This is a genomic window from Bradyrhizobium sp. PSBB068 (assembly GCA_016839165.1).
GTDB lineage: Bacteria > Pseudomonadota > Alphaproteobacteria > Rhizobiales > Xanthobacteraceae > Bradyrhizobium.
On the sequence record CP069300.1, the window covers coordinates 5718128 to 5738957 of the forward strand.

Sequence of the window (20830 nt, forward strand, 5' to 3'; positions counted from 1 at the left end):
GGGCGCGCTCGCGGTCAGAAATGAATGATGATGTCCGCCGAACCGATCAGAGCGAAGTTCTTGGTCGGGGCGATGCCGAGGTTGGAGTTGCCGTTGAACGCATTCGCATCCAGCGACTTGTAGTAAGAGACCTCGGGCCGGATCTCGATCTGCGGTGAGAACCAGTGCTGCCAGCCGATGCCGGTCTCGACGTAGCGCGTCTTCACGCCCGTGCGCTGACCTTGCTTGTCGTCGTAGAACTCGATCCGATACGAAATGTTGTCGAGCGGCGACGCCTTGTAGTTCAGGTAGGCGAGATAGGTCTGCACCGACGCCGTGCAGGCGAACACCGCAGCGCTGCTGCACTGGGCGAGGCCCGGCGCGTTGAACGGCAGGTATTGCGGCGAGAACGGCGTCCCACCAGCATTGAAAGCAGCCATTGCAGCGGGATTGTTGGCGTTCAGCACATTGTTCTGGTGCAGATTGTAGGTCTCGAACGAGATATGCCACTGCTCGTTGAACTTGTGGTACGCCGTCAGGCCGTACCATTGCAGGTTGTTGTAACCCCATGTGCCGCTGTTGATCGCGTCGGCGACGACATAGACGCTGTCGTTGCCGGAATCGCTGGTCCAGCGCACGCCACCGGTGATGCTCGGCACCGCACCCGGATCCTTCAACATGGTGGTGCCGGGGAACAGCGGGTTGGGGGACGGGTTGGCGATCTTCGCGTTGGCATTCCACGGCATGGTGTCGCTGCCGACCGAAACGCCCAGCTGCAGCATCCAGTTCTTGGTGACCGCCAGCGTGCTCTGAAGACCGGTGTTGGTGTAGTTGTCGAACGTGTACGTCATCGAGTGCGTGTACATGTAGTTGTTCGGCGCGAGCTGGGCCTCGATGTCGGGGATCGAGATGAAGCGTCCGAAGCGCAGCAGCAGGCCTTCGGCGATCTGCGGAATGAAGACCTCGCCGTAAGCCATCGGCAGGTCGTAGCCATAGTTCTTGTTCTGGTTCAGCAGCTGATTGCTCCACAGGCCGTACGCGGTCGTGTAGCGATAGTTCTCGCCGTAGATCGGAGCGATGCGGAAGCCCCAGTCGACGTGGTCCTTCTGGACCGTGTCGGGCAGGCGCTCGATGTAGAGCACCGCCTGGTCGAGCTGGACCGTATTCGGATTGTAATCGTACGCGGCCGGCGCGTTGCCGCCGCGCACCGTGTTGGAGCTCAGATTGCCGCCGGCATTGATCCAGCCGTAGACCTGAATATGCGCGTCGTTCATCCACTGTCCCGCGGGCGTCGTGCCGAGCGCCGCCATCAACGGGCTGTCGACCGAGCTCGGCCGCGTCACGCCAATGCTGGTCGTGCCGCCATACGGCCATTCCGTGAACGGCATCGGCGGCGTGCTTTGCGGCGTCGCCGGCCAATAGTCGCGGCGGGACGGCGGCGCTTTCGGATCCGACGGTGCAGAATCGTGGCCCCATTCGAGCCGGTAATAGTTGACGAACCGCGTGAAGAAGTCACTGCCGAGATAGCTATCGAGGCAGGAGTAATTCTTGTAAGGATCGCACGTCGATGACGGCGCCTTCAACAAAGGCGGATTGGCGTCGGCTGCGTGTGCCGCGTTGAACAGGCTCAGCGCCGTCAACGATACGCCCGCCAAAACAAGTCTCTTCATGATTATGCCCCAGGATATTGCTACCGACGCTTCGAGCGCTCTCGCGATTAACGTCTGTGTAATCTTTCGTGGGGGCTTGAGAAAAAGGCGATACGGGTCTCGCCGCGGTTTCATTAAGATAAAATATCCGGAACGACGGGCTTCGCCCCGCCTGCGCAGATACGCGTCATTTGCATCAGCGATTGCTGAAGAACTCGGCAAGAATCGTAAGGTTTTGTGACAGCCGCGCGTTGCGGTGCGAGAGAATCCACGCGACCTGTGCCATTTCCGCCATAGCTCGATTGGTGCAGCGTCCCTCATCAACGCGCGCGCTATTTTATTGCTACGCAGATCGTCGTGAAACCGCATCGAAGATATACGCGCGCAGCGGCTAGGCTGACTTCATCCGGCGAATCCTCGCCGCAGGTGCAACGGAGCGCCGCGCATCGTGGCCAACGTGATCAACAGTGCGAGCGAAGAGATCGGCGACATCGATCTGAATTTCCTGCCGGCCGATCTCACGGCGCAATGCCGCAACTTGATCGAGAGCTATCACGACATCCATGGCTATGCCTGCCTGCCCGACATGCTGTGGCGGGCGCGGCTCGGGCCGTTCATCGAACGGCATCACGAATTCAGGCAGCGGCTGCGCAAGGCCTCGACGACCCGAAGCGCCAAGAAGTCCAACCAGGGTTTTGTGGAGATCGCGACGGCGATCCTGTCGCTGGAGATATTGGCGAGCAGCTTTGCGGGCTGGACCGCGCTCTATCCGGAGGCCGGCGTGCGCGCGCTTGCGGTGCTGAAGCGGCAACCCGGCGGCTCGCAGACGCCGCTGATGGACTTCTATCTCTACCCGCCGAAGTATTTCAGCGCGACCGCGATTGCCAAGCTGACGCCGCCGCGGGCGAGCCAGACCGGCGAGTTCAGCCTCTACCGCGCGTCGAGGCCGGAGCTTGCCGGCGAACGGCTGGCGCTCAGCTATGTCGGTGAGCTGCTGCAGAAGTCGGATGATGCCGCTCTGCTCGAGCGGCGCTGAGGACGCATGGCACCGTGGTGCCTCACCGGCGCGCGATCGACCCCTCGGCCGCCGGTCTCGCACCGCGACTATTTATTTTATATTTCTCGTCCGCCTCAACAACATGGATTTTCTATCCGTTCCTGGGGAATGCTCGGCTCGCTGGGTAGTTGGTGACATCGGAGCAGCACCCGACGGTCGAACGTTGAATCATTGGCGAGGGCATACGCCGTTCTGACGGCGCTGAACCTCGCGTCGTCAGCGTTCCCATCGGATGTTGCAGGGACGGATTTCGTGCTGGCCGGGATGGCCGTGACGGGGATCTTCCGGTGTCTTTGTCTACGAAGGCGAAATCATTGATCTACTCCCTGCCCCTGTTTCAACGGCTCGCGCATGTCCGCGCGCGCCGCTCGGAAGCGGAGCATGTGTTCGCGCCGGGCTTCGACGCGAAGCCAAGGCTGGCGGTGTGGGCCGACGTCCTGCCCCTGCTGTGGTCGGTCGGATCAGTCGCAATCATCACGGCGGTCCTGTTGGTGCTCGACGAGCCGATCGCCGCGAATCTGGTGCCGATCGCCTATCTGATCCCGGTGATCTTTGCAGCCACGAGATGGGGCATCTGGTCGGGCACGCTGGCCTCGCTGACCGCAATCGCCGCAGCCGACTTCTTCTTTTTCACGCCGCTCTACAGCCTCCGGGTCGATAGCCCGCAGGAAGCCATCGACCTCCTCGTCTTCCTCGTCGTCGCGCTGGTGAGCAGCAATCTGGCATCGCGCCTGCAACAGGAAACCGAAAGGCTGCGTCGGCGCGAGCGGGAGATTCAGCATCTCTATGAGCTCTCCAAACGCCTGGCCGCCTGCTTCACCATCTCCGACCTGATCGATGCCATCAGGCATTATCTGGCGCATACGCTCGGCCAGCGCGCGGCGCTGTTCGTCGCGTCCGCGGGAGGTCATTTCGAATCTTCGCCTGGATCGGGTGCGGCTCCGCCCGCCGTCCAGGAAAGCGTTGCGGCGATGGCCGTCGCCGTCGGCGCGACAGATCGCAGTGTCGTCGATGAACAGACCCAGGAGGTGTGGCTGCTCCGCGCCATCGGATCGAAAAGCGTGGTGCACGGGGTCATCGCCATCAATGTCGGTCGCGGCACCCATGATGCGATCAAATTGCGCGCGCGCCGGGTCGAAGCGGTGCTCGAAGAGGTCTCGTTGACCCTGCAACGGCTCGATATCGGCAAGGCGATGGACGACGCGAGACTGCATCTGCAGGCCGAGCTGTTGCGGGACGCCTTCCACGGCACGCTCTCGCACGAACTGCGCTCGCCACTCGCCGCGATCCAGGGATCGGTGAGCGTCATGCGGGAGATGCCAGCTGTCGCGACCGATGACCGGTTGCGCTCGCTGGTCGAAGCGGTCAGGGATGAAGTGATTCGGCTCGACGGCCACATCCGCAACCTTCTGAACGCGACGCGCGTGACGGCCGGCGGGCTGACGCCCCGCCTCGAATGGTCCGACCCGCGCGACATCGTCAACGCCGCGATCAAGGCCCGTGCGCGGCGGCTGGCGGCGCATCATCTCGAGATCGGATTTGACGACGACCTTCCGCTGCTCAAAGTCGATTCCGGGTTGATCGAGGAGGCCTGCGGCCAGCTGCTGGAAAACGCCGCCAAATACTCCCCGTCCGGGTCGACGATATCAGTGCAGACCCGTTATGACCGCGGGCACGTCGTGATGTCGATCATCGACCAAGGGGTCGGCGTCACACCGGACGAGCAGCGCCACCTCGGCCGCAAGTCATTCCGCAGCCCGCGCCATCAGGCAAGCGTCCCCGGCTCCGGGCTCGGCTTCTGGATCGCATCGACCTTCATCAGGGCGCATGACGGCACCGTGGAGATCGCCAGCCGCGGCCAGGGCCTCGGGACAACGGCATCGATCTTGCTACCGGTCCAGCACGCCCTGGATCCGGAATTGGTGACCTCCGACGATGAGTAAGCCGCGTAACCTTGTCCTGCTGATCGACGACGAGCCGAAGATCCGGCGTTTCCTGCACGCAGGCTTCGAAATCCACGGCTTCTCCGTCGTCGAGGCCGAGAACGCCGCTGACGGCTTGAAGATCGCGACCTTCAATGCCCCCGATCTGGTCATCCTCGATCTCGGTCTGCCCGACCTGCACGGCAGCGAGGCGCTGGAGCGGCTGCGCTCCTGGTCCAATGTTCCGGTGATCGTGCTCTCAGTCGAATCCGACGAGGACGAGAAGGTTCGCCTGTTGCAGGCAGGGGCCGACGACTATGTCGTGAAACCGTTCGGCATGGCCGAGCTGCTGGCGCGCAGCGACGCCGCGTTGCGCCGCTATTTCAAGAGCAGCACCGAGAATCCGGTGGTCGTGGTCGGTCCGCTCTCCGTCGATCTCGTCAGCCGGGCCGTTTTGCTGAACCAGACCAGGATCAAACTGACGCGGAAGGAATATCGCCTGCTGCACGTGCTGGCGGTCCATGTCGGCCTGGTGGTCACGCACGATCAGCTGCTGAAGGAGATCTGGACCGGCAATCAGCGCGACAACATCCAGTATCTCCGCATCCTGGTGCGCAAGCTGCGCCAGAAGATCGAAACCGACCCGAACCAGCCCCGCCTGCTCGTCACCGAGTCCGGGGTTGGCTATCGGCTGGAGAACCGGCTGGAGACCAGCGTTGCCGATTGAGCATCCGGCCGGCCGCCGGCCGGCATATATACAAAAATAATATATTTCTGACCGAGAAAGCCTTAGCGTGCCCCGAAAAGGGGCACGCGGTGCAGTTCCTGATTCAACCGTTTCACTTCCTCGGCTTCGAGGGCCAGATCTGGATGCTGATCGTGGTCGCGCTGATCGCGGGCTTCGCCCTGCTTGGCTTGAGGACTCGCGACCGGGGCTGACCGGGTCGGGCACCCAGGGCGCCCTGCGGCCCTGCCCATCCGGCCAGTTTCGCCGCCGGCCGCAACATCCCAGATTGCGGGAAGCCAACGGAGTTTCCCATGACCGAACCGAACATCCTTGCCTCGCTGTCACCAGCCCTATCGGCGACCATCGCGCGCGCCGCGCCATCGGTCGTCTCCGTGCATTCGCATCGCGCGCGCGCCTCCGGCTTTGTCTGGAAAGCGGGCCTGATCGTCACCGCCGACGAAGCGCTGGCCGACGAGGGCGAGATCGAGATCCAGTTCGCCGACGGCAGCCGCAGGCCAGCAGCCGTCGCCGGACGCGACCACACCACCGACATCGCCCTGCTGCGCGTCAATGGCGACGTCGCGCCGATCAAGCTGTCGACCGACATCCCGGCACTCGGAGCGCTCGCGGTGCTGGTCGCCGCCGACCGCGGCGCACCGGTCGCGCGGCTCGGCATGGTCTCGCGGTCAGGCGCCGCCTGGCGCAGCCTGCGCGGAGGCGAGATCGACGCCCGGATCGAGCTCGACATCCGGCTGCGGCACAGCCAGCAGGGCGGGCTGGCGCTTGACGCGAGCGGCATGCCGTTCGGCATGGCGGTGCTGGGTCCGCGCCGCGTGCTGACGATCCCGGCTGTGACCATCGAGCGGATCGCAACCCAACTCGAGACAAGCGGCCGCATCGCGCGCGGATATCTCGGCCTCGGGCTGCAGCCAGTCCGTCTCGAAGATGGCCTCGGCGCGATGGTGATGAATATCGACAAGGCCGGCCCATCGGCTGCCGCCGGCATCCGCCAGGGCGACGTGATCGTTGCGGTCAATGGGGAGAAGCTGTCGGGCGTGCGGGCGCTGTCGCGCGGCCTCGGACCGCAGAGCGTCGGCAGCGTCGTCGAGCTCACCGTGCATCGCGGCGGCGAGCCGATGAGCTTCAAGGTGAAGGTCGGCGAAAGGCCCGAGACGTGAACAGTGAGCCTGCCTCCGACATCGTCATTGCGCTCGAGATCGACGACCCCGTGCTCGCCGACCGGCTGGCGACGTTGCTCGGCAGCGTCGCCGGCCTGCGCCTTGCCGCGCCGGGCGAGCAGGCAACGGCTACGATCGTCGCACGCAACCGCGAGGCAGCGGGCGGCGACTTCGAGCTGACGCCGCGCGAGCTCGACGTGCTGGCGCTGCTGGCCGAGGGCGCGTCCAACAAGATGATCGCGCAGCGGCTCGGGATCTCCGTCCACACCGCAAAATTTCATGTCGGCTCCCTGCTCGACAAGCTCGACGCCACCGGCCGCACCGACGCCGTCGCGCACGCTGCACGGCGCGGGGTGATCAATTTGTGAACCCGCTATTCGCTGTCCCGCGCCACTCATCTCCGATGTCATCGCCGGGCGGTGACACCGGAGAGTGTTGAGCACACGGCTCCTTCCGCGCGTCGTCCCGGCGAAGGCCGGGACCCATAACCACCGCGCTCGGTGATGAGCGGGATCGCGGCCCCGGCGTCGCACAACAATTCGCATGCGTGGCAATGGGTCCCGGCCTTCGCCGGGACGACAGCAAGTGTGCGGCACGGTTTGTGAGTCATAGCCCCGGGACAACGACCCCAACTCAGTGATTGCGAAAATTCCACCACGCGGACGCTTAGACCAATTGTGTAAGTAGTCGTCCGGATACAGACATCTTCGCGATCTCGATATGCAAGCTTCCGCCAACAAAAAGAAACGGCATGAAGAAGCTGATCTATCGCCACCGGGACATTGAATACACACTCAGCAACATCGAACCCGACCTCTGGAGCTGGAAATTCGAAATCAACGGCACGACCAAGCGCGGCACCACGCGCGCGCGCCTCGGCCTGCTGGCGCAGCGCCGCGTCTGTATGTTGATCGATCGCGAATTGAAGAGCGTGGAACGCGGGAAGCCGAAACGAGCTGACTAGCCCATCGCTCCATGCTCCGTTCGTCCGCCGGAGCGATCCACCGTCGCCTTGGCCTCATGACAGCGCGAGAACGGTCGCAGCGATCTCGAGCCGCGGCCCGGCATAGCGCCTGTCGTCCGGTCCATGCTGTCCGCACCCGACGCTCCAGAGCGCGGGCCACGAGAACCGCTCGAGCCCGGTCGCCGAGATCGCCGCGCACGACGTCCAGTTGATGTCACCACGCCATCGCCACAGCACGCCGCCCGGTCCCATGTCCGGATAGAAGGCGATGTCGAGATCGAAATCCCGCTCACCGCCGAGATCCGGACCGACCCAGTAGTGCGGACTACGCCCTTGCTCACGTCCGAGGATCAAGGTGAGGGTCTGGTTCGGCCCGCGCAGGCCGAGCCAGAGCGGCGCGATCATGTCCGGCACCGGCGTGCAGAGCAGCGTTTGCGGCGCGGCGCATGCCGCGGCGCTGCGGCCCGACAATTTGAGGGCGACGACCGTTCCGGGCGCCGGCATCCCCGACAGCGGCGCAGCGCTGACCCCGTGCGGCAATGGCGACCACGCGGCCCGGTCGAGCGATGGCAGCGGCCATGCGAATTGCTCGCGCACGACACCTTCGGTGTCGAGCACCTGATAGCGGAGACCGTCCTGATCGAGCGCCGCCTGCACGCAATGCAGGTACTCGACGCCTTCGGGCATCCGGTGCGCGGTGCCCGCACCCGCTGTGCAGATCTGCAGCACACCGCGATGGACCTGGACGTCGAATGCGAGGATGTGGCTGCAGAGATAGGCGGTCACGCCGGCGCGCACCAGGATATCCCAGAAGTGCGCACTGTATTCGTGGCCGATCTCGCGCTGATAGCTGCCGCTGTAGCCATTGATTGGGTAGACGGGATGGTGACCCAGCACCAGTTTGTATCTCGCGTCCTTGTGCTGCTGGAGGACCGTTTCCAGCCAGCCGGTCTCGACATGCCCCTCGCCGCCGAGCCCGCTCCACAGCGTGTGCACGAACACCATCACGAGATCGTCGCGGCGGACCCAGTAGGACAGCCCCTCCTGGCCGGGCGGACCATTGCGCGGCAGCTTCAGCGTCTCGCGGAACACCGCCTCGCTCATCGCGTCATAGGTGGTGTGGTTGCCGGTCGTGTGCCACAGCGGCACCGCGCGCCGGTCCAGCCAGCCCATTTCGATATCGAGCCAGTACCGCCATTGCGCGCGCAGCGCATCCGCATCGGCGGTGAGGCCGATGATCTCGTCGCCGGGGAAAAGGATGAATTCGGGCTGCGGATGCAGCCGGCGGACCACATCGTTGACCGATGCGAAAGTGCGCTCATGCAGCGCGCCGGGAACGCCGGAGCAGGCGTCGGCATAGATCACGAACTGGTGGCCCGAAGTTCTCGGCAACAGTGACGGAATTGCATCTTGCATGGCTGGACCGTATCGGGAGGGAGCGCGTCATGCGACGATCATGCCATGATCGGGAGCAAACCACACCAAGACGTGACTTTCGGAAAAGCTGGTTTGCCGCCGTGTGCTAGGCGGCGGCGCGCCAAGCTGCTAGCCTTTTGCGCTTCAGATTGCCTTACTCGAGGATCGGAGCAAATGGACAACCGTAGTGATGTTTGGCGCGGCGTCGACACGATCAAGCCGCGTTTCATCGAATTGAGCGACCGGGTCTGGGCGATGCCCGAGGTCTGCTACACCGAGGCGCGCTCCTCCGCCGAACATCTGGCCGAACTGCGCCACCAGGGTTTCCGCATCACCGAGAACCTCGCCGACATTCCAACCGCGGTGATGGGCGAATGGGGTGAGGGCGGCCCGGTGATCGCCTTCCTCGGCGAATATGACGCCCTGCCCGGCCTCAGCCAAGAGGCCGGCGTCGCCGAGCATCGTCCGGTCGAGACCGGCGGCCACGGCCATGGCTGCGGCCACAATCTGCTCGGCTCCTCCGCGCTGCTCGCCGCGACCGCGGTGAAGGACTGGCTTGCCGCCAACAAGGTGCCGGGCCGGGTGCGCTATTACGGCTGTCCCGCCGAGGAAGGCGGCGCCGCAAAGGCCTTCATGGTGCGCTGTGGCGCGTTCGAGGACGCCGACATCGCCATCACCTGGCATCCGCACAGTTTCTGGGAAGTCGCGGTGACGCCGTCGCTCGCCAACACCCGTGCCGATTTCATCTTCACCGGGCGCACCTCGCATGCCGCAGCCTCGCCGCATCTCGGCCGCAGCGCGCTCGATGCGGTGGAACTGATGAATGTCGGCGTCAACTACATGCGTGAGCACATGCCGAGCGATGCCCGCGTGCATTACGCGCTGCTCGACACCGGCGGCATTGCCCCCAATGTGGTGCAGGCCCATGCCCGGGTCCGCTATTCGATCCGCGCCCGCGACCTCCCCGGCATGAACGAGCTGGTGGAGCGTGTGCACAAGATCGCGCAGGGCGCCGCCCTGATGACCGAGACCAAGGTCGAGATGAAGATCATCTCCGCGGTCTCCAACATCCTGCCCAACACCCCGCTGGAACAGACGCTGCACCGGATCATGGAGGATCTCGGCCCGCCGCATTTCGACGATGCCGACAAGGAGTTCGCCGGCAAGATTCGTGCGACGCTGACCGACAAGGACATCGCCTCGGTCTACTACGCCATCGGCATGGAGCCGACCGACCGGCCGCTCGCCGATTTCCTGGTGCCGATCGACGCCAAACGCAATCCGCTGATCGGCTCGACCGATGTCGGCGACGTCAGCTGGGTGGTGCCGACGGTGCAGGTCCATGCACCGACGGTTGCAATCGGCACCCCGTTCCACACCTGGCAGGTGGTGGCGCAGGGCAAGACCCCGGCCGCGCACAAGGCGATGGTGCAGGCGGCCAAGGCGATGGCCGGTCTCGGCGTCAAGGCGCTGCTGGAGCCGGAACTGATTGCCGCCGCCAAGGCCGATCTCAAGAAGCGGACCACGCGAACGCCCTATGTCAGTCCGCTGCCGGCGCATGTTGCACCGCCGTTGGACATGTCGGTCGCCTGACGAGCCAGGTTTGCGAGCCGGACCTGCATCTTTCTGCAAGGTCCGGCCAAAGCCACGTTAACGCGGCTTGTTGGCGCGAACCGGCAGCCGCTACGCTTGCGAACGTTCGCTTGTGGCAAAAAAGCATCTCGGAACAAAGAATAACGAACAAATTTTCCGCAGCTGCGAGCTGCGGATAAGCGTAGTTTTGGCGCCGAAATGCCGAAACGATGTGCGGCACGGAGCGGTTCTGCACAAGTCGTAGCCAAAAGATCTATGAGTGAGGTCACACCGGACGTTGACCTTGGCGGTCATTCGGTGTGCCATCTGCCGCCAGAACGGCGGCCGCTTCCAAGGCCCGCCGCAATCACACGTGAGCCTGACCGAGGGGACTATGTTCGACAATAATCTGCGAGGCATGATCGACGACGTGAAGGACGGACGGCTGGACCGCCGGGCTTTCGTCAAGCGAATGATTGCCGTCGGCCTTACCGCGCCGATGGCGAACCAGATCCTCAGCCTCGGCGGCGTCGCGATGGCGCAGAGCCCCAACCCCTACAAGCCGACCAAGCGCGGCGGCGGCGGTCCGCTCAAGTTGTTGTGGTGGCAGGGGCCGACCCTGCTCAACCCGCATTTCGCCACCGGCACCAAGGACCAGGACGGCTCGCGCATCTTCTACGAACCGCTGGCAAGCTGGGACGTCGACGGCCATCTCAACCCGATCCTCGCCGCCGAGATCCCCTCGATCCAGAATGGCGGACTCTCCGCCGACGCCAAATCGGTGACCTGGAAACTCAAGCCCGGCGTCAAATGGCATGACGGAAAGCCGCTCAGCGCCGACGACGTCGTCTTCACGTGGGAATATGCCAGCGACCCCGCGACCGCGGCGGTATCGATTGAAACCTACAGCGGCCTGACCGTCGAGAAGATCGACGACCTCACGATCCGCATCAACTTCAAGAAGCCGACACCGTTCTGGGCCAATGCCTTTGTCGGGGGCTATGGCAGCATCATTCCGAAGCATCTGTTCGCGGACTACAAGGGCGGCAAGTCCCGCGAGGCGCCCAACAATCTGAAACCCGTCGGTACCGGCCCCTACAAATTCGTCGAGTTCAAACCGGGCGATCTGATCCGTGGCGAGCTCAACCCCGACTACCACATGGCCAACCGTCCATTCTTCGACACGATCGAGATGAAGGGAGGCGGCGATGCCGTCTCCGCGGCGCGCGCGGTGATCCAGACCGGCGAATATGATTTCGCCTGGAACATCCAGGTCGAAGACGAGGTTCTGCAGCGCCTGGAAAAGGGCGGCAAGGGCAAGGCGCTGTTCGCGGTCGGCGGCGACATCGAGTTCATTGCGATCAACTTCACCGATCCGAACACCGAAATCGACGGCGAGCGCTCGTCGATCAAGACCAAGCATCCGATCCTCTCCGACCCGCGCGTGCGCCAGGCGCTGGCGCTCCTGGTCGACCGCGAATCCATCAAGAAGGCGATCTACGGCCGTGCCGGCCGCGCCACGGCGAATTATCTCAACGGCCCCGAGGAGTTCGTCTCCAAGAACACCAAATGGGAGTTCTCGATCGAGAAGGCAGCCGCGCTGCTCGATCAGGCCGGCTGGAAGGCAGGCTCCGACGGCATCCGCGAGAAGGACGGCAAGAAACTCAAGCTGTTGTACCAAACCTCGATCAACGGTCCGCGGCAGAAGACCCAGGCGATCGTCAAGCAGGCCTGCCAGAAGGCCGGCATCGACGTCGAGCTGAAATCGGTGGTGGCCTCGGTGTTCTTCTCCTCCGACGTCGCCAATCCCGACACCTACGCCCATTTCTACGCCGACATCGAGATGTTCCAGATCCCGATGACGCAGCCCGATCCCGCCTTGCACATGCGCCGCTATCATTCGCGCAACGTCGCCACCAAGGAGAACAAGTGGCAGGGGCCGAACTTCCCGCGCTGGGCCAACAAGGAATTCGATGCCGCGATCGATGCGGCCGATACCGAGACCGATCCGATCAAGCGGGCCGACCTCTACATCAAGGGCAATGACCTGATGTGGCAGGACAATGTGATGATCCCCGTGATGCATCGGCTCGCGGTCGAAGCCTCCTCCAACACGCTGCGGCCCGCGCTCTCGGGCTGGGCCAACCAGACCGACAATCTGCAAGACTGGTATCGTGAAAGCTGAGCCGCTGGGGGCTCGAGATGTGCTCCTCCCTCTCCCCGTTCTTGGGGGGAGAGGGCTGGAGTGAGGGGCTTTATTCGCAACTGCGTTGAGAGGTGAGTTCGCGGAGAGTCCCCTCACCCGGAATTCAAGCGGAGCCTGTCATCGGGCGGCGCTTCGCGCCGACCCGTTGGCTTGAATTCCGACCTCTCCCCGCGCGGGGCGAGGTAAAGCTCGCCTATCGACTGGACAGCGAAATCAACCTGCTCAAGGTGCAAGCGTAAGTCAGATGATCCGTTCATGAGTCAATACATCCTGCGCCGCCTGATGATCGCGATCCCGAGCCTGCTCGGGATTTCGGTCGTCCTGTTCGTCGTGCTGGCGCTCGCGCCGGGCGATCCATTCAGCGAGCTCGCGACCAATCCGAACGTGCCGCCCGAGGTGCAGGCCGCGCTGCGTGCCAAGTTCGGCCTCGATGACCCGATCTATCTGCGCTACCTGCACTGGATCGTGGCAATGGCCCACGGCGATTGGGGCTTCTCGTTCGTCAGCAGGGTCGATGTCGACACGCTGATCCTGCAGCGGCTGCCGACCACGCTTTACGTGGTCGGCTCGTCGCAGCTGCTGGCGCTCCTGATCGCGATCCCGGTCGGCGTCTATGCCGCCACGCGGCCCTATTCGCTGTTCGACCAGCTCGCCAACACCTTCGCCTTCATCGGCTTCTCGCTGCCCACCTTCTTTACCGGCATCCTGTTCATCCTGGTGTTCTCGGTGAAGCTGGACTGGCTGCCCTTCGTCTACACCAGCGTGCCGGGGAGCGGCATCCCCTGGGTGCTGGAGATGATCCGGCAGGCCATCATGCCGGTGATGGTGCTCGGCCTGTTCCAGGCGGCCTCGATGACCCGCTTCGTGCGCTCGGCGATGCTCGACGTGATCCGGCTCGACTATGTCACCACGGCGCGCGCCAAGGGCCTCGGGCAGGCCAAGGTGATCGTCAAGCATGTGATGCGCAACGCGATGATCCCGGTCGTCACGCTGATCGCGCTGCAGATGCCCGCGGTGTTCGGTGGCGCCATCGTCACCGAGCAGATCTTCCGGATTCCCGGCATCGGCTCATTGCTGATTTCATCCATCCTCGCCAACGATACGCCGGTCGTGATGGCCGTGACCTTCGTCTTCGCGTGTCTCGTGGTGCTGTTCAACCTGATCGCAGATGTCCTCTATGGCTGGCTTGACCCTCGCATCTCCTTCCGCTGAACGGCGCGGCTATTCGCCCTGGCGCGAAACCTGGCGGCGCTACCGCCGGCACAGGCCGGCCGTGATCAGCGCCGCGCTGCTGCTGCTGCTGATCGCGGCCGTGGTGGTCGGTCCGTTCGTCTGGCGCGTCTCGATCAGCGACATCGACGTGGTGGCGGGCCTGCAAGGGCCCTCGCTGGCGCATCCGTTCGGCACCGACGATCTCGGCCAGGACCTGCTCGCCCGCATGATCTATGGCGGACGCATCTCGCTCGCGGTCGGCCTCGCCGCGATGCTGGTCTCGGTGTTCGTCGGCACGCTGATCGGCGCGCTCGCCGGCATGTCGCGCGGCGCGCTCGGCTATGCGCTGATGTGGCTGACCGACCTGTTCCTGTCGCTGCCGCAGCTGCCGCTGCTCCTGATGCTGATCTATTTGTTCCGCGACGGGCTCAAGGCGATGTTCGGCCCGGAGGGCGGCATCTTCATCCTGATCGTGCTTGTGATCGGCGGCTTGCGCTGGATGCCGGTCGCCCGCCTGGTGCGTGCCCAGTTTCTCTCGCTGCGCGAGAAGGAGTTCGTCGAGGCCGCGCGTGCACTCGGCGCAAGCCCGGTGCGCCAGGTGGTGCGCCACATCCTGCCAAATGCGCTCGGACCCGTGATCATCGCCGGCACGATCGACGTCGCCGCCGCGATCATTGCCGAATCGACGCTGTCGTTTCTCGGCCTCGGCTTTCCGCCTGACACTCCGACCTGGGGCCGCATCCTCTATGACGCCAAGGATTTTCTCGACATCGGCCCGCATTGGGCGCTGTTTCCGGGCGGCGCGATCTTCATCGCGGTGGTCGCCATCAACTTCATCGGTGACGGGCTGCGCGATGCGCTCGACGCCCGCAAGGTGATCTGATGGCGCTGCTCGACATCAAGGGCCTGAAAACCCATTTCAACACCGACGCCGGCGTGTTGCAGGCGGTCGACGGCGTCGACATCTCGATCAACCGTGGCGAAACGCTCTGCGTGGTCGGCGAATCCGGCTGCGGCAAGACCGTCACCGCGATGTCGATCCTGAAACTGATCGCGATGCCGCCGGGCAAGATCGTCGAAGGCGAGATCATGTTCGAGGGCCGCGACCTGGTGCCGCTGACCAGCCACGAGCTCGACGACATCAGGGCCAAGGAGATCGGCTTCATCTTCCAGGAGCCGATGACCTCGCTCAATCCGGTGCTGACGATCGGCGAGCAGATCGCCGAGAGCCTGCGCCGCCATGAGGCGGTGACCAGGAAGCAGGCGCTCGAGCGCACCATCGAGATGCTGAAGCTGGTGCAGATCCCCAATGCCGCGGGCCGCGTGCATCACTATCCGCACCAGTTCTCCGGCGGCATGCGCCAGCGCGTGATGATCGCGATGGCGCTGGCCTGCCGGCCCAAGCTCGTCATTGCCGACGAACCGACCACCGCGCTCGACGTCACCATCCAGGCGCAGATCCTCGACCTGCTGCAGGACATGAAGGAGCGCTTCGGCATGGCGGTGATGCTGATCACCCACGCCATGGGCGTGGTCGCGGAGACCGCGCAGCGCGTCGTCGTGATGTATGCCGGCAAGGTGGTTGAGGAAGCGCCGGTCGAGGAGCTGTTCGGCGATCCGCGTCACCCCTACACCCAGGGCCTGATCCGCTCGATCCCGCGCATCGACCTCGACGCCGAGCACAAGACGCGGCTGGAGGCGATCGGCGGCTCGGTGCCGATCCTGATCAACCCGCCGCCCGGCTGCCGGTTTGCGCCCCGCTGCAAGCACGCCATGAGCATCTGCACCGAACAGGAGCCGCGCCTGCGCGAGATCGCGCCCGGCCATCGCATGGCCTGCCACCTCGGAGACGCGTCATGAGCGAACCGCTGCTGCGCGTATCCAATCTGAAGAAGCACTTTCCGGTGCTCGGCGGCCTGCTGTCGCGCGAGGTCGGCCAGGTCTATGCGGTCGACGGCGTGTCGTTTGCTGTCGACCGCGGCGAGACGCTGGGACTGGTCGGCGAATCCGGCTGCGGCAAGTCGACCACCGGCCGCTGCGTGCTGCGGCTGATCGAGCCGACCTCGGGCGAGATCGTGTTCGACGGCCAGAGCGTGACGGGTTTGGGCGGCGGCGACCTGCGCGCCATGCGGCGCAACATGCAGCTCGTATTCCAGGACCCGTTCGCCTCGCTCAATCCGCGCATGACCGTCGGCGCGATCCTCGGCGAGCCCTTCATCATCCATAACCTCGTCACGTCAGCCAGCGAACGCGAGGACCGCGTCGCAAGCCTCCTGGTCAAGGTCGGACTGAAGGCCGAGCACATGCAGCGCTACCCGCATGAATTCTCCGGCGGCCAGCGCCAGCGCATCGCGATCGCCCGCGCGCTGACCCTGGAGCCGAAGCTGATCGTGTGCGACGAGCCGGTCTCGGCGCTCGACGTCTCGATCCAGGCCCAGGTCATCAACCTGCTCGAGGACCTGCAGGCCGAGCTGAACCTGACCTATCTGTTCGTGGCCCACGATCTCTCCGTCGTCGAGCACATCTCGGACCGCGTCGCGGTGATGTATCTCGGCCGCATCGTCGAGCTCGCCAAGGCCAGCGACCTCTACCGCAACCCGCAGCATCCCTATACCAAGGCGCTGCTCTCGGCGGTGCCGGTGGCCGATCCCAAGGCGAAGCGCGACCGCATCCGCCTGAAGGGCGACGTGCCGAGCCCGATGAACCCGCCGAAGGGCTGCCACTTCCACACCCGCTGCCCGATCGCCGAAGAGCGCTGCCGCCAGGAGGCGCCGGAATTGCGCGAAGGCAGCAATGGGCACTTTGTGGCGTGCCATCTGGCTTAGGCGTCAGGCGGCTTCGACTTGCTCGGCTTGCGCGGGACAAAAATATCGAAAACAACCCCATGCAAAGGAGTGGCCGCTGCCGGCGTCCGACCGGGCGGCTTGACACGTCGGGCAAATCAGGGATAGATTTCTAATATTCCGAAAATTGTATCAGCACCGCTGGCCCGGGCAGCTTGCGCCTCGTCCGCTAGCGACGGCGCTTCTTCGATGCGGGCTTTACCGGCTTGCGCTTTGCCTTGCCCCTCGCCTTTGGCCGCGGAGCCGATGCACCGTTCTCGCTCTCATCCACTTCCGCTCGCAGCGTATCGAGCAGCCAGTCGCGGAAGGCGCGCATGCCGGGCGTCACCACGCGCGACTTCAGCCAGGTCAGCCAGTACGACCCTGCCGGGACCTCGGCCGCGAACGGCCGCTTGAGCCGGCCGGACGCCAGCTCGTTTTCAAACATCGCGATCGGCACCAGCCCGACGCCGACGCCGCGCGCGGCGGCCTCGGCCATGCCGACCGAGCTGTCGAAGATCGGCCCCTGGATCTTCGGGCACGGCGCACCGGCGACTGCAAACCACAACGGCCATTCCTCGGCGCGGTAGGAGCGCAGCAAAAATTCCTGCGCGAGATCCGACGGCTTGCGCAGCCGCGCCGCCGCATCGGGACAGCATACCGGCGACAGCGGCGCCGACAGCAGGTGGATCGCCTCGGTGCCGTGCCACGAGCCGTCGCCGAAGCGCAGCGCGAGATCGAGCCCGTCGCCCGCGATGTCGACGCGGTTGTTGTTGGTGAGCAGGCGCAGGTCGATATAGGGATGTGCGCGCTTGAAGCGGTCGATCCGTTGCAGCAGCCATCCGGTCGCGAACGTCGTGACGCAGCCGACGGTGACGACCTCGCGCGTGCCCTTGGCCTCGATGCGGTCGATCGCAGCGCCGATCCGGTCGAACGTGTCCGACAGCACCGGCAGCAGCGCCAGCCCCTCGTCGGTGAGCACCAGCCCGCGCGGCAGGCGGCGGAACAGGCTCGCGCCGAGCAGATCCTCCAACTGCTTGACCTGATGGCTGATCGCGGTCTGCGTCACGCGCAGCTCCATCCCCGCGCGGGTGAAGCTCAACAGCCGCGCCGAGGCCTCGAAGGCGCGCAAAGCGTTCAGTGGGAGGTGCCGGCGCATGGCGTCATGACCAAGTTTTTCTCATGCCTCGTTGTATAAATGATCGTTTGTGCGCCGTCACGCCGTTCGGCAGGTTCGCGCCGCCAACGGAGACGGGACATGCTGACGAGACGGACATTGGGATTGCGCGCACTGGGCCTTGCGGCCTCCTGGACCCTGCTGCGGCAAAGTGCAGCGGCGGGACAGAGTGCAGCGGCGGCACCGGGCGCGCCGGCGCAACGGCTGCAGGAGGAGTTTGCACGCATCGAGCTGGCGACCAGCGGCCGGCTCGGCGTCGCCGCGCTCGACATGGAGACGGGATTGCGCGCGAACCGGCGCGGTGACGAGCGGTTCCCGATGTGCAGCACCTTCAAGGCGATGCTGTCGGCCGCCGTGCTGCACCGGGTCGATCGCGGCGAATCCAGCCTTGATCAACGGATGCAGGTCGAGGCCAAGGATATCTTGGCCTACGCGCCCGTCGCCAAGCAACACGTCGGGTCGGGCATGACGCTGGCCGAACTCTGCGAGGCTGCGATCACGCTCAGCGACAATACCGCGGCCAACCTGCTGCTGCGCGAGATCGGCGGGCCTGCCGGCTTGACCAGCTTCTTCCGCACCATTGGCGACAATGTCAGCCGGCTCGACCGCTGGGAGGTGGAACTGAACGAGGCCGTACCCGGCGATCCGCGCGACACCACGAGCCCGGTCGCGATGCTGAAGAATCTGCAGCGCGTCGTGCTCGGCGATGTCCTGCAGGCCGCCTCGCGCCAGAAGCTGGTGGACTGGATGGTCGCCAACAAGACCGGCGACGCGAGGCTGCGCGCCGGCGTGCCGCGCGACTGGCGGGTCGGCGACAAGACCGGCACCGGCGAGCGCGGTACTTACAACGACATCGGCGTGTTCTGGCCGCCCGGCCGCAAGCCGATCGTGGTGACGGTCTACCTGACCGGAGCCAGCGCGCCCATGGACAAGTGCAACGAGGTGATCGCCAATGTCGCGCGCGCCGTCGCGAATGCGAGCGCCGGGCAGAGCGGCTAGCGCGGCAGAGCACCACCGCGCAGTACAACATCGCTGCGCGGCACAACATCGCTGCGCGGCTTGGCATCGCTGCGCGGCTTGGCAGCAACCGAGGATCATGCGACGTTCGATCCCAATGGCGCTGCGCTCAGCAGGGCTATACGGAGGACACGTCTTGTATCGCCGCATCGCCCTCGCCGTGCTGTTTGTCGTCGGCCACATCCACGCCGGCTTTGCTGCGGCCGATCCGGCCCGGTGCCGCGAGCAGACCCGCAAATACGAGACCGACAAGGCCCAGCTCAGCGCGGTCGAAATCTCGCTGGCGCTGTTCGCTGCCGCCAATGCCGACTGCATCAACCTTGCCACCACACTGCTCGACGGCGGCGCCTCGGTGGACGCGCGGGACCGACTGGGCGCAAGGCCGCTGAGCCACGCGGCCCGCTCCGGCCATCTCGACATGGTCGACCTGCTGCTGGCGCGCGGCGCGCCGGTCGATGCCCGCAACCTCGCGGGTTCGACCGCGCTCTACTTCGCCGCCGAGCGCGGCCACGCCGCGATCGTGCAGCGGCTGATCGACCACGGCGCCGACGTCAATCTCGCCGGGCGCAGCGGCGCCTCCCCGGTCGCGGCGGCGGCCTATGCCGGCAGGGACATGGTGGTGCGCATGCTGCTGGCACACGGCGCCGACGGCCGCAAGGCCGACGACACCGGCAAGCCGCCGGTGGTCTATGCGGCGGCCGGCGGTCAGCTCGGCATCGTCAAGCAGTTGCTTGCGCTCGATATCGACGTCAACGCCCGCTACGCCAATGATCTGACGCTGCTGATGTGGGCCGCCGGGCCTGACGAGGCCGTGGCGGAAGCGCAGGCGCTCGAGGTGGTCTCGTATCTCCTGGACGCGGGCGCCAGGGTCGACGAGCGCGATGCGCGCGGACGCACGGCGCTGATGATCGCCGCCGAAGGCAATCATCCCGCGATCGCGAAAGCGCTGCTGGCTCACGGCGCCGATGCCGCGCTGGCCGACAAGGCCGGCAAGCACGCCGCCGATCTCACCATCCTGTCGGCGCTGCGCGCGGAGCTGACGCCGCGTTGAGACATAAGCGGCCGGATATCAGCATCCTGAAGGCAGTGCGCCCCCTCTCCCGCTTGCAGCAAGGCAATCGCATATGAAAATCTCGGTGTCGTCCCGGCCGAGTGCGCGCTTGCGCACGGAGCCGGGACCCAACCCCAGGGAGCGGTTGCGGCGCGGGCAAACGACCACGAGTCTTCGCCAAACCAAATCCTGTGGTTATGCGTCCCGGATCTGCGCTCCGCTTCGCTGCGCTTGTCCGGGACGACGAAGTTTTTTTGCCATATGCTATTGGCCTGCCCGCAAGCCGGGGAGATGCAACCGGAACGCCGCGCGACCTTCGTACCGCTTACAGCCCCGCGAGATACTCCACCAGCGCCGCGAGGTCGTCGGGCGAGGTTGCCAGCATCAGGTCGGACATGCCGGGATTGTTGCCGCGTGCGCGGGTGCGGAAGTCGGCGATGGTCTTGGCGAGGTAGTCCCGTCCCATTCCGGCGAGCCGCGGCACCGTGCCGTCGCCCTGGAAGCGATCGAGATGGCAGGCCGGACAGCCGACCGATGCGCTGGCACTTTGCGCCTTCGCCGCGACGTCCTTGGCCGCGCGCGGCTGGCCGAGGTCGGGCCACGGCTTCTGCGAGAGGTATTCCGCGATCGCCAGCATGTCGTCGCGCTCGAATTGCGCCGCGATCGGCTGCATGATCTCGCTCTTGCGATCGCCGCGCTTGAAGTCGCGCAGCTGGATATAGAGATAGCCGGCCTGCTGGCCCCAGATCGTCGGAATGGTCTTGTCGACCGGCTTGCCGGCCTCGCCGTGGCAGCCGGCGCAGACTGCGACCTTGTCCTCGATCGTCTCCGCGCGCGCCTGGGCTGCCATCAGCAGCAGCACGGCACAGCACATCACTAGC

At 65.2% G+C, this 20830-nt stretch carries 18 protein-coding genes; 14 read left to right on the plus strand and 4 right to left on the minus strand.

The genetic code is table 11. From position 1 onward, the window contains the following. Positions 1-14: 14 nt before the first annotated feature. Positions 15-1649 (minus strand): outer membrane beta-barrel protein, encoded by a 1635-nt coding sequence (locus JQ507_26635; GenBank protein ID QRI68467.1) that lies wholly within the window; start codon positions 1647-1649, stop codon positions 15-17. A 427-nt stretch (positions 1650-2076) separates the two neighbouring features. Here JQ507_26635 and JQ507_26640 point away from each other — a divergent pair, with 427 nt between their 5' ends. The 6 genes from JQ507_26640 (at position 2077) to JQ507_26665 (ending at position 7476) form a co-directional block, all read left to right on the plus strand. Further along, entirely contained in the window at positions 2077-2664 is a 588-nt protein-coding gene (locus tag JQ507_26640; GenBank protein QRI68468.1) for a hypothetical protein, read from the plus strand. A gap of 335 nt (positions 2665-2999) precedes the next feature. Further along, positions 3000-4628: a DUF4118 domain-containing protein gene (locus tag JQ507_26645; protein QRI68469.1), complete on the plus strand. Its 1629-nt coding sequence runs from the start codon at positions 3000-3002 to the stop codon at positions 4626-4628. Then, a complete protein-coding gene (locus JQ507_26650; protein QRI68470.1) occupies positions 4621-5334 on the plus strand; it encodes a response regulator in 714 nt (237 codons plus the stop codon). The genes JQ507_26645 and JQ507_26650 overlap by 8 nt, the downstream gene beginning before the upstream one ends. Before the next feature lie 311 nt (positions 5335-5645). After that, on the plus strand, positions 5646-6512 hold the full coding sequence (locus JQ507_26655) for a serine protease (GenBank protein ID QRI68471.1): 867 nt from the start codon (positions 5646-5648) through the stop codon (positions 6510-6512). Further along, positions 6509-6880: a LuxR family transcriptional regulator gene (locus JQ507_26660; protein QRI68472.1), complete on the plus strand. Its 372-nt coding sequence runs from the start codon at positions 6509-6511 to the stop codon at positions 6878-6880. Before JQ507_26655 ends, JQ507_26660 begins: the two co-directional genes overlap by 4 nt. A gap of 383 nt (positions 6881-7263) precedes the next feature. Further along, entirely contained in the window at positions 7264-7476 is a 213-nt protein-coding gene (locus JQ507_26665; GenBank protein QRI68473.1) for a hypothetical protein, read from the plus strand. A 54-nt stretch (positions 7477-7530) separates the two neighbouring features. On the opposite strand, the gene JQ507_26670 is transcribed toward JQ507_26665, so the two are convergent. Continuing rightward, positions 7531-8892, minus strand: a complete 1362-nt coding sequence (locus tag JQ507_26670) for a metallophosphoesterase (protein QRI68474.1) — start codon at positions 8890-8892, stop codon at positions 7531-7533. A 174-nt stretch (positions 8893-9066) separates the two neighbouring features. On the opposite strand from JQ507_26670, the gene JQ507_26675 reads away from it, so the two are divergent. From JQ507_26675 to JQ507_26700, 6 genes are all read left to right on the plus strand, one after another. Further along, positions 9067-10485: an amidohydrolase gene (locus JQ507_26675; protein ID QRI68475.1), complete on the plus strand. Its 1419-nt coding sequence runs from the start codon at positions 9067-9069 to the stop codon at positions 10483-10485. Between the two features lie 373 nt (positions 10486-10858). Then, complete coding sequence (locus JQ507_26680) at positions 10859-12649, plus strand: peptide ABC transporter substrate-binding protein (protein ID QRI68476.1); 1791 nt, start codon at positions 10859-10861, stop codon at positions 12647-12649. A gap of 276 nt (positions 12650-12925) precedes the next feature. Continuing rightward, the gene (locus JQ507_26685) at positions 12926-13882 is read left to right on the plus strand and encodes an ABC transporter permease (protein ID QRI68477.1); all 957 of its coding nucleotides are present in this window, start codon (positions 12926-12928) and stop codon (positions 13880-13882) included. Further along, the gene (locus JQ507_26690) at positions 13848-14765 is read left to right on the plus strand and encodes an ABC transporter permease (protein QRI68478.1); all 918 of its coding nucleotides are present in this window, start codon (positions 13848-13850) and stop codon (positions 14763-14765) included. The genes JQ507_26685 and JQ507_26690 overlap by 35 nt, the downstream gene beginning before the upstream one ends. Continuing rightward, a complete protein-coding gene (locus tag JQ507_26695; GenBank protein QRI73526.1) occupies positions 14762-15742 on the plus strand; it encodes an ABC transporter ATP-binding protein in 981 nt (326 codons plus the stop codon). Before JQ507_26690 ends, JQ507_26695 begins: the two co-directional genes overlap by 4 nt. Then, positions 15739-16707 (plus strand): dipeptide ABC transporter ATP-binding protein, encoded by a 969-nt coding sequence (locus tag JQ507_26700; protein ID QRI68479.1) that lies wholly within the window; start codon positions 15739-15741, stop codon positions 16705-16707. Before JQ507_26695 ends, JQ507_26700 begins: the two co-directional genes overlap by 4 nt. 187 nt (positions 16708-16894) lie before the next feature. Here the strand turns inward: JQ507_26700 and JQ507_26705 are convergent, their stop codons facing one another. Beyond that, complete coding sequence (locus JQ507_26705; GenBank protein QRI68480.1) at positions 16895-17863, minus strand: LysR family transcriptional regulator; 969 nt, start codon at positions 17861-17863, stop codon at positions 16895-16897. A 99-nt stretch (positions 17864-17962) separates the two neighbouring features. On the opposite strand from JQ507_26705, the gene bla reads away from it, so the two are divergent. After that, positions 17963-18880 (plus strand): class A beta-lactamase, encoded by a 918-nt coding sequence (bla, locus tag JQ507_26710; protein QRI68481.1) that lies wholly within the window; start codon positions 17963-17965, stop codon positions 18878-18880. A 154-nt stretch (positions 18881-19034) separates the two neighbouring features. Beyond that, on the plus strand, positions 19035-19949 hold the full coding sequence (locus tag JQ507_26715; protein QRI68482.1) for an ankyrin repeat domain-containing protein: 915 nt from the start codon (positions 19035-19037) through the stop codon (positions 19947-19949). A gap of 325 nt (positions 19950-20274) precedes the next feature. Here JQ507_26715 and JQ507_26720 read toward each other — a convergent pair whose 3' ends face one another. After that, the gene (locus JQ507_26720) at positions 20275-20826 is read right to left on the minus strand and encodes a c-type cytochrome (protein QRI73527.1); all 552 of its coding nucleotides are present in this window, start codon (positions 20824-20826) and stop codon (positions 20275-20277) included. Positions 20827-20830 lie beyond the last annotated feature (4 nt).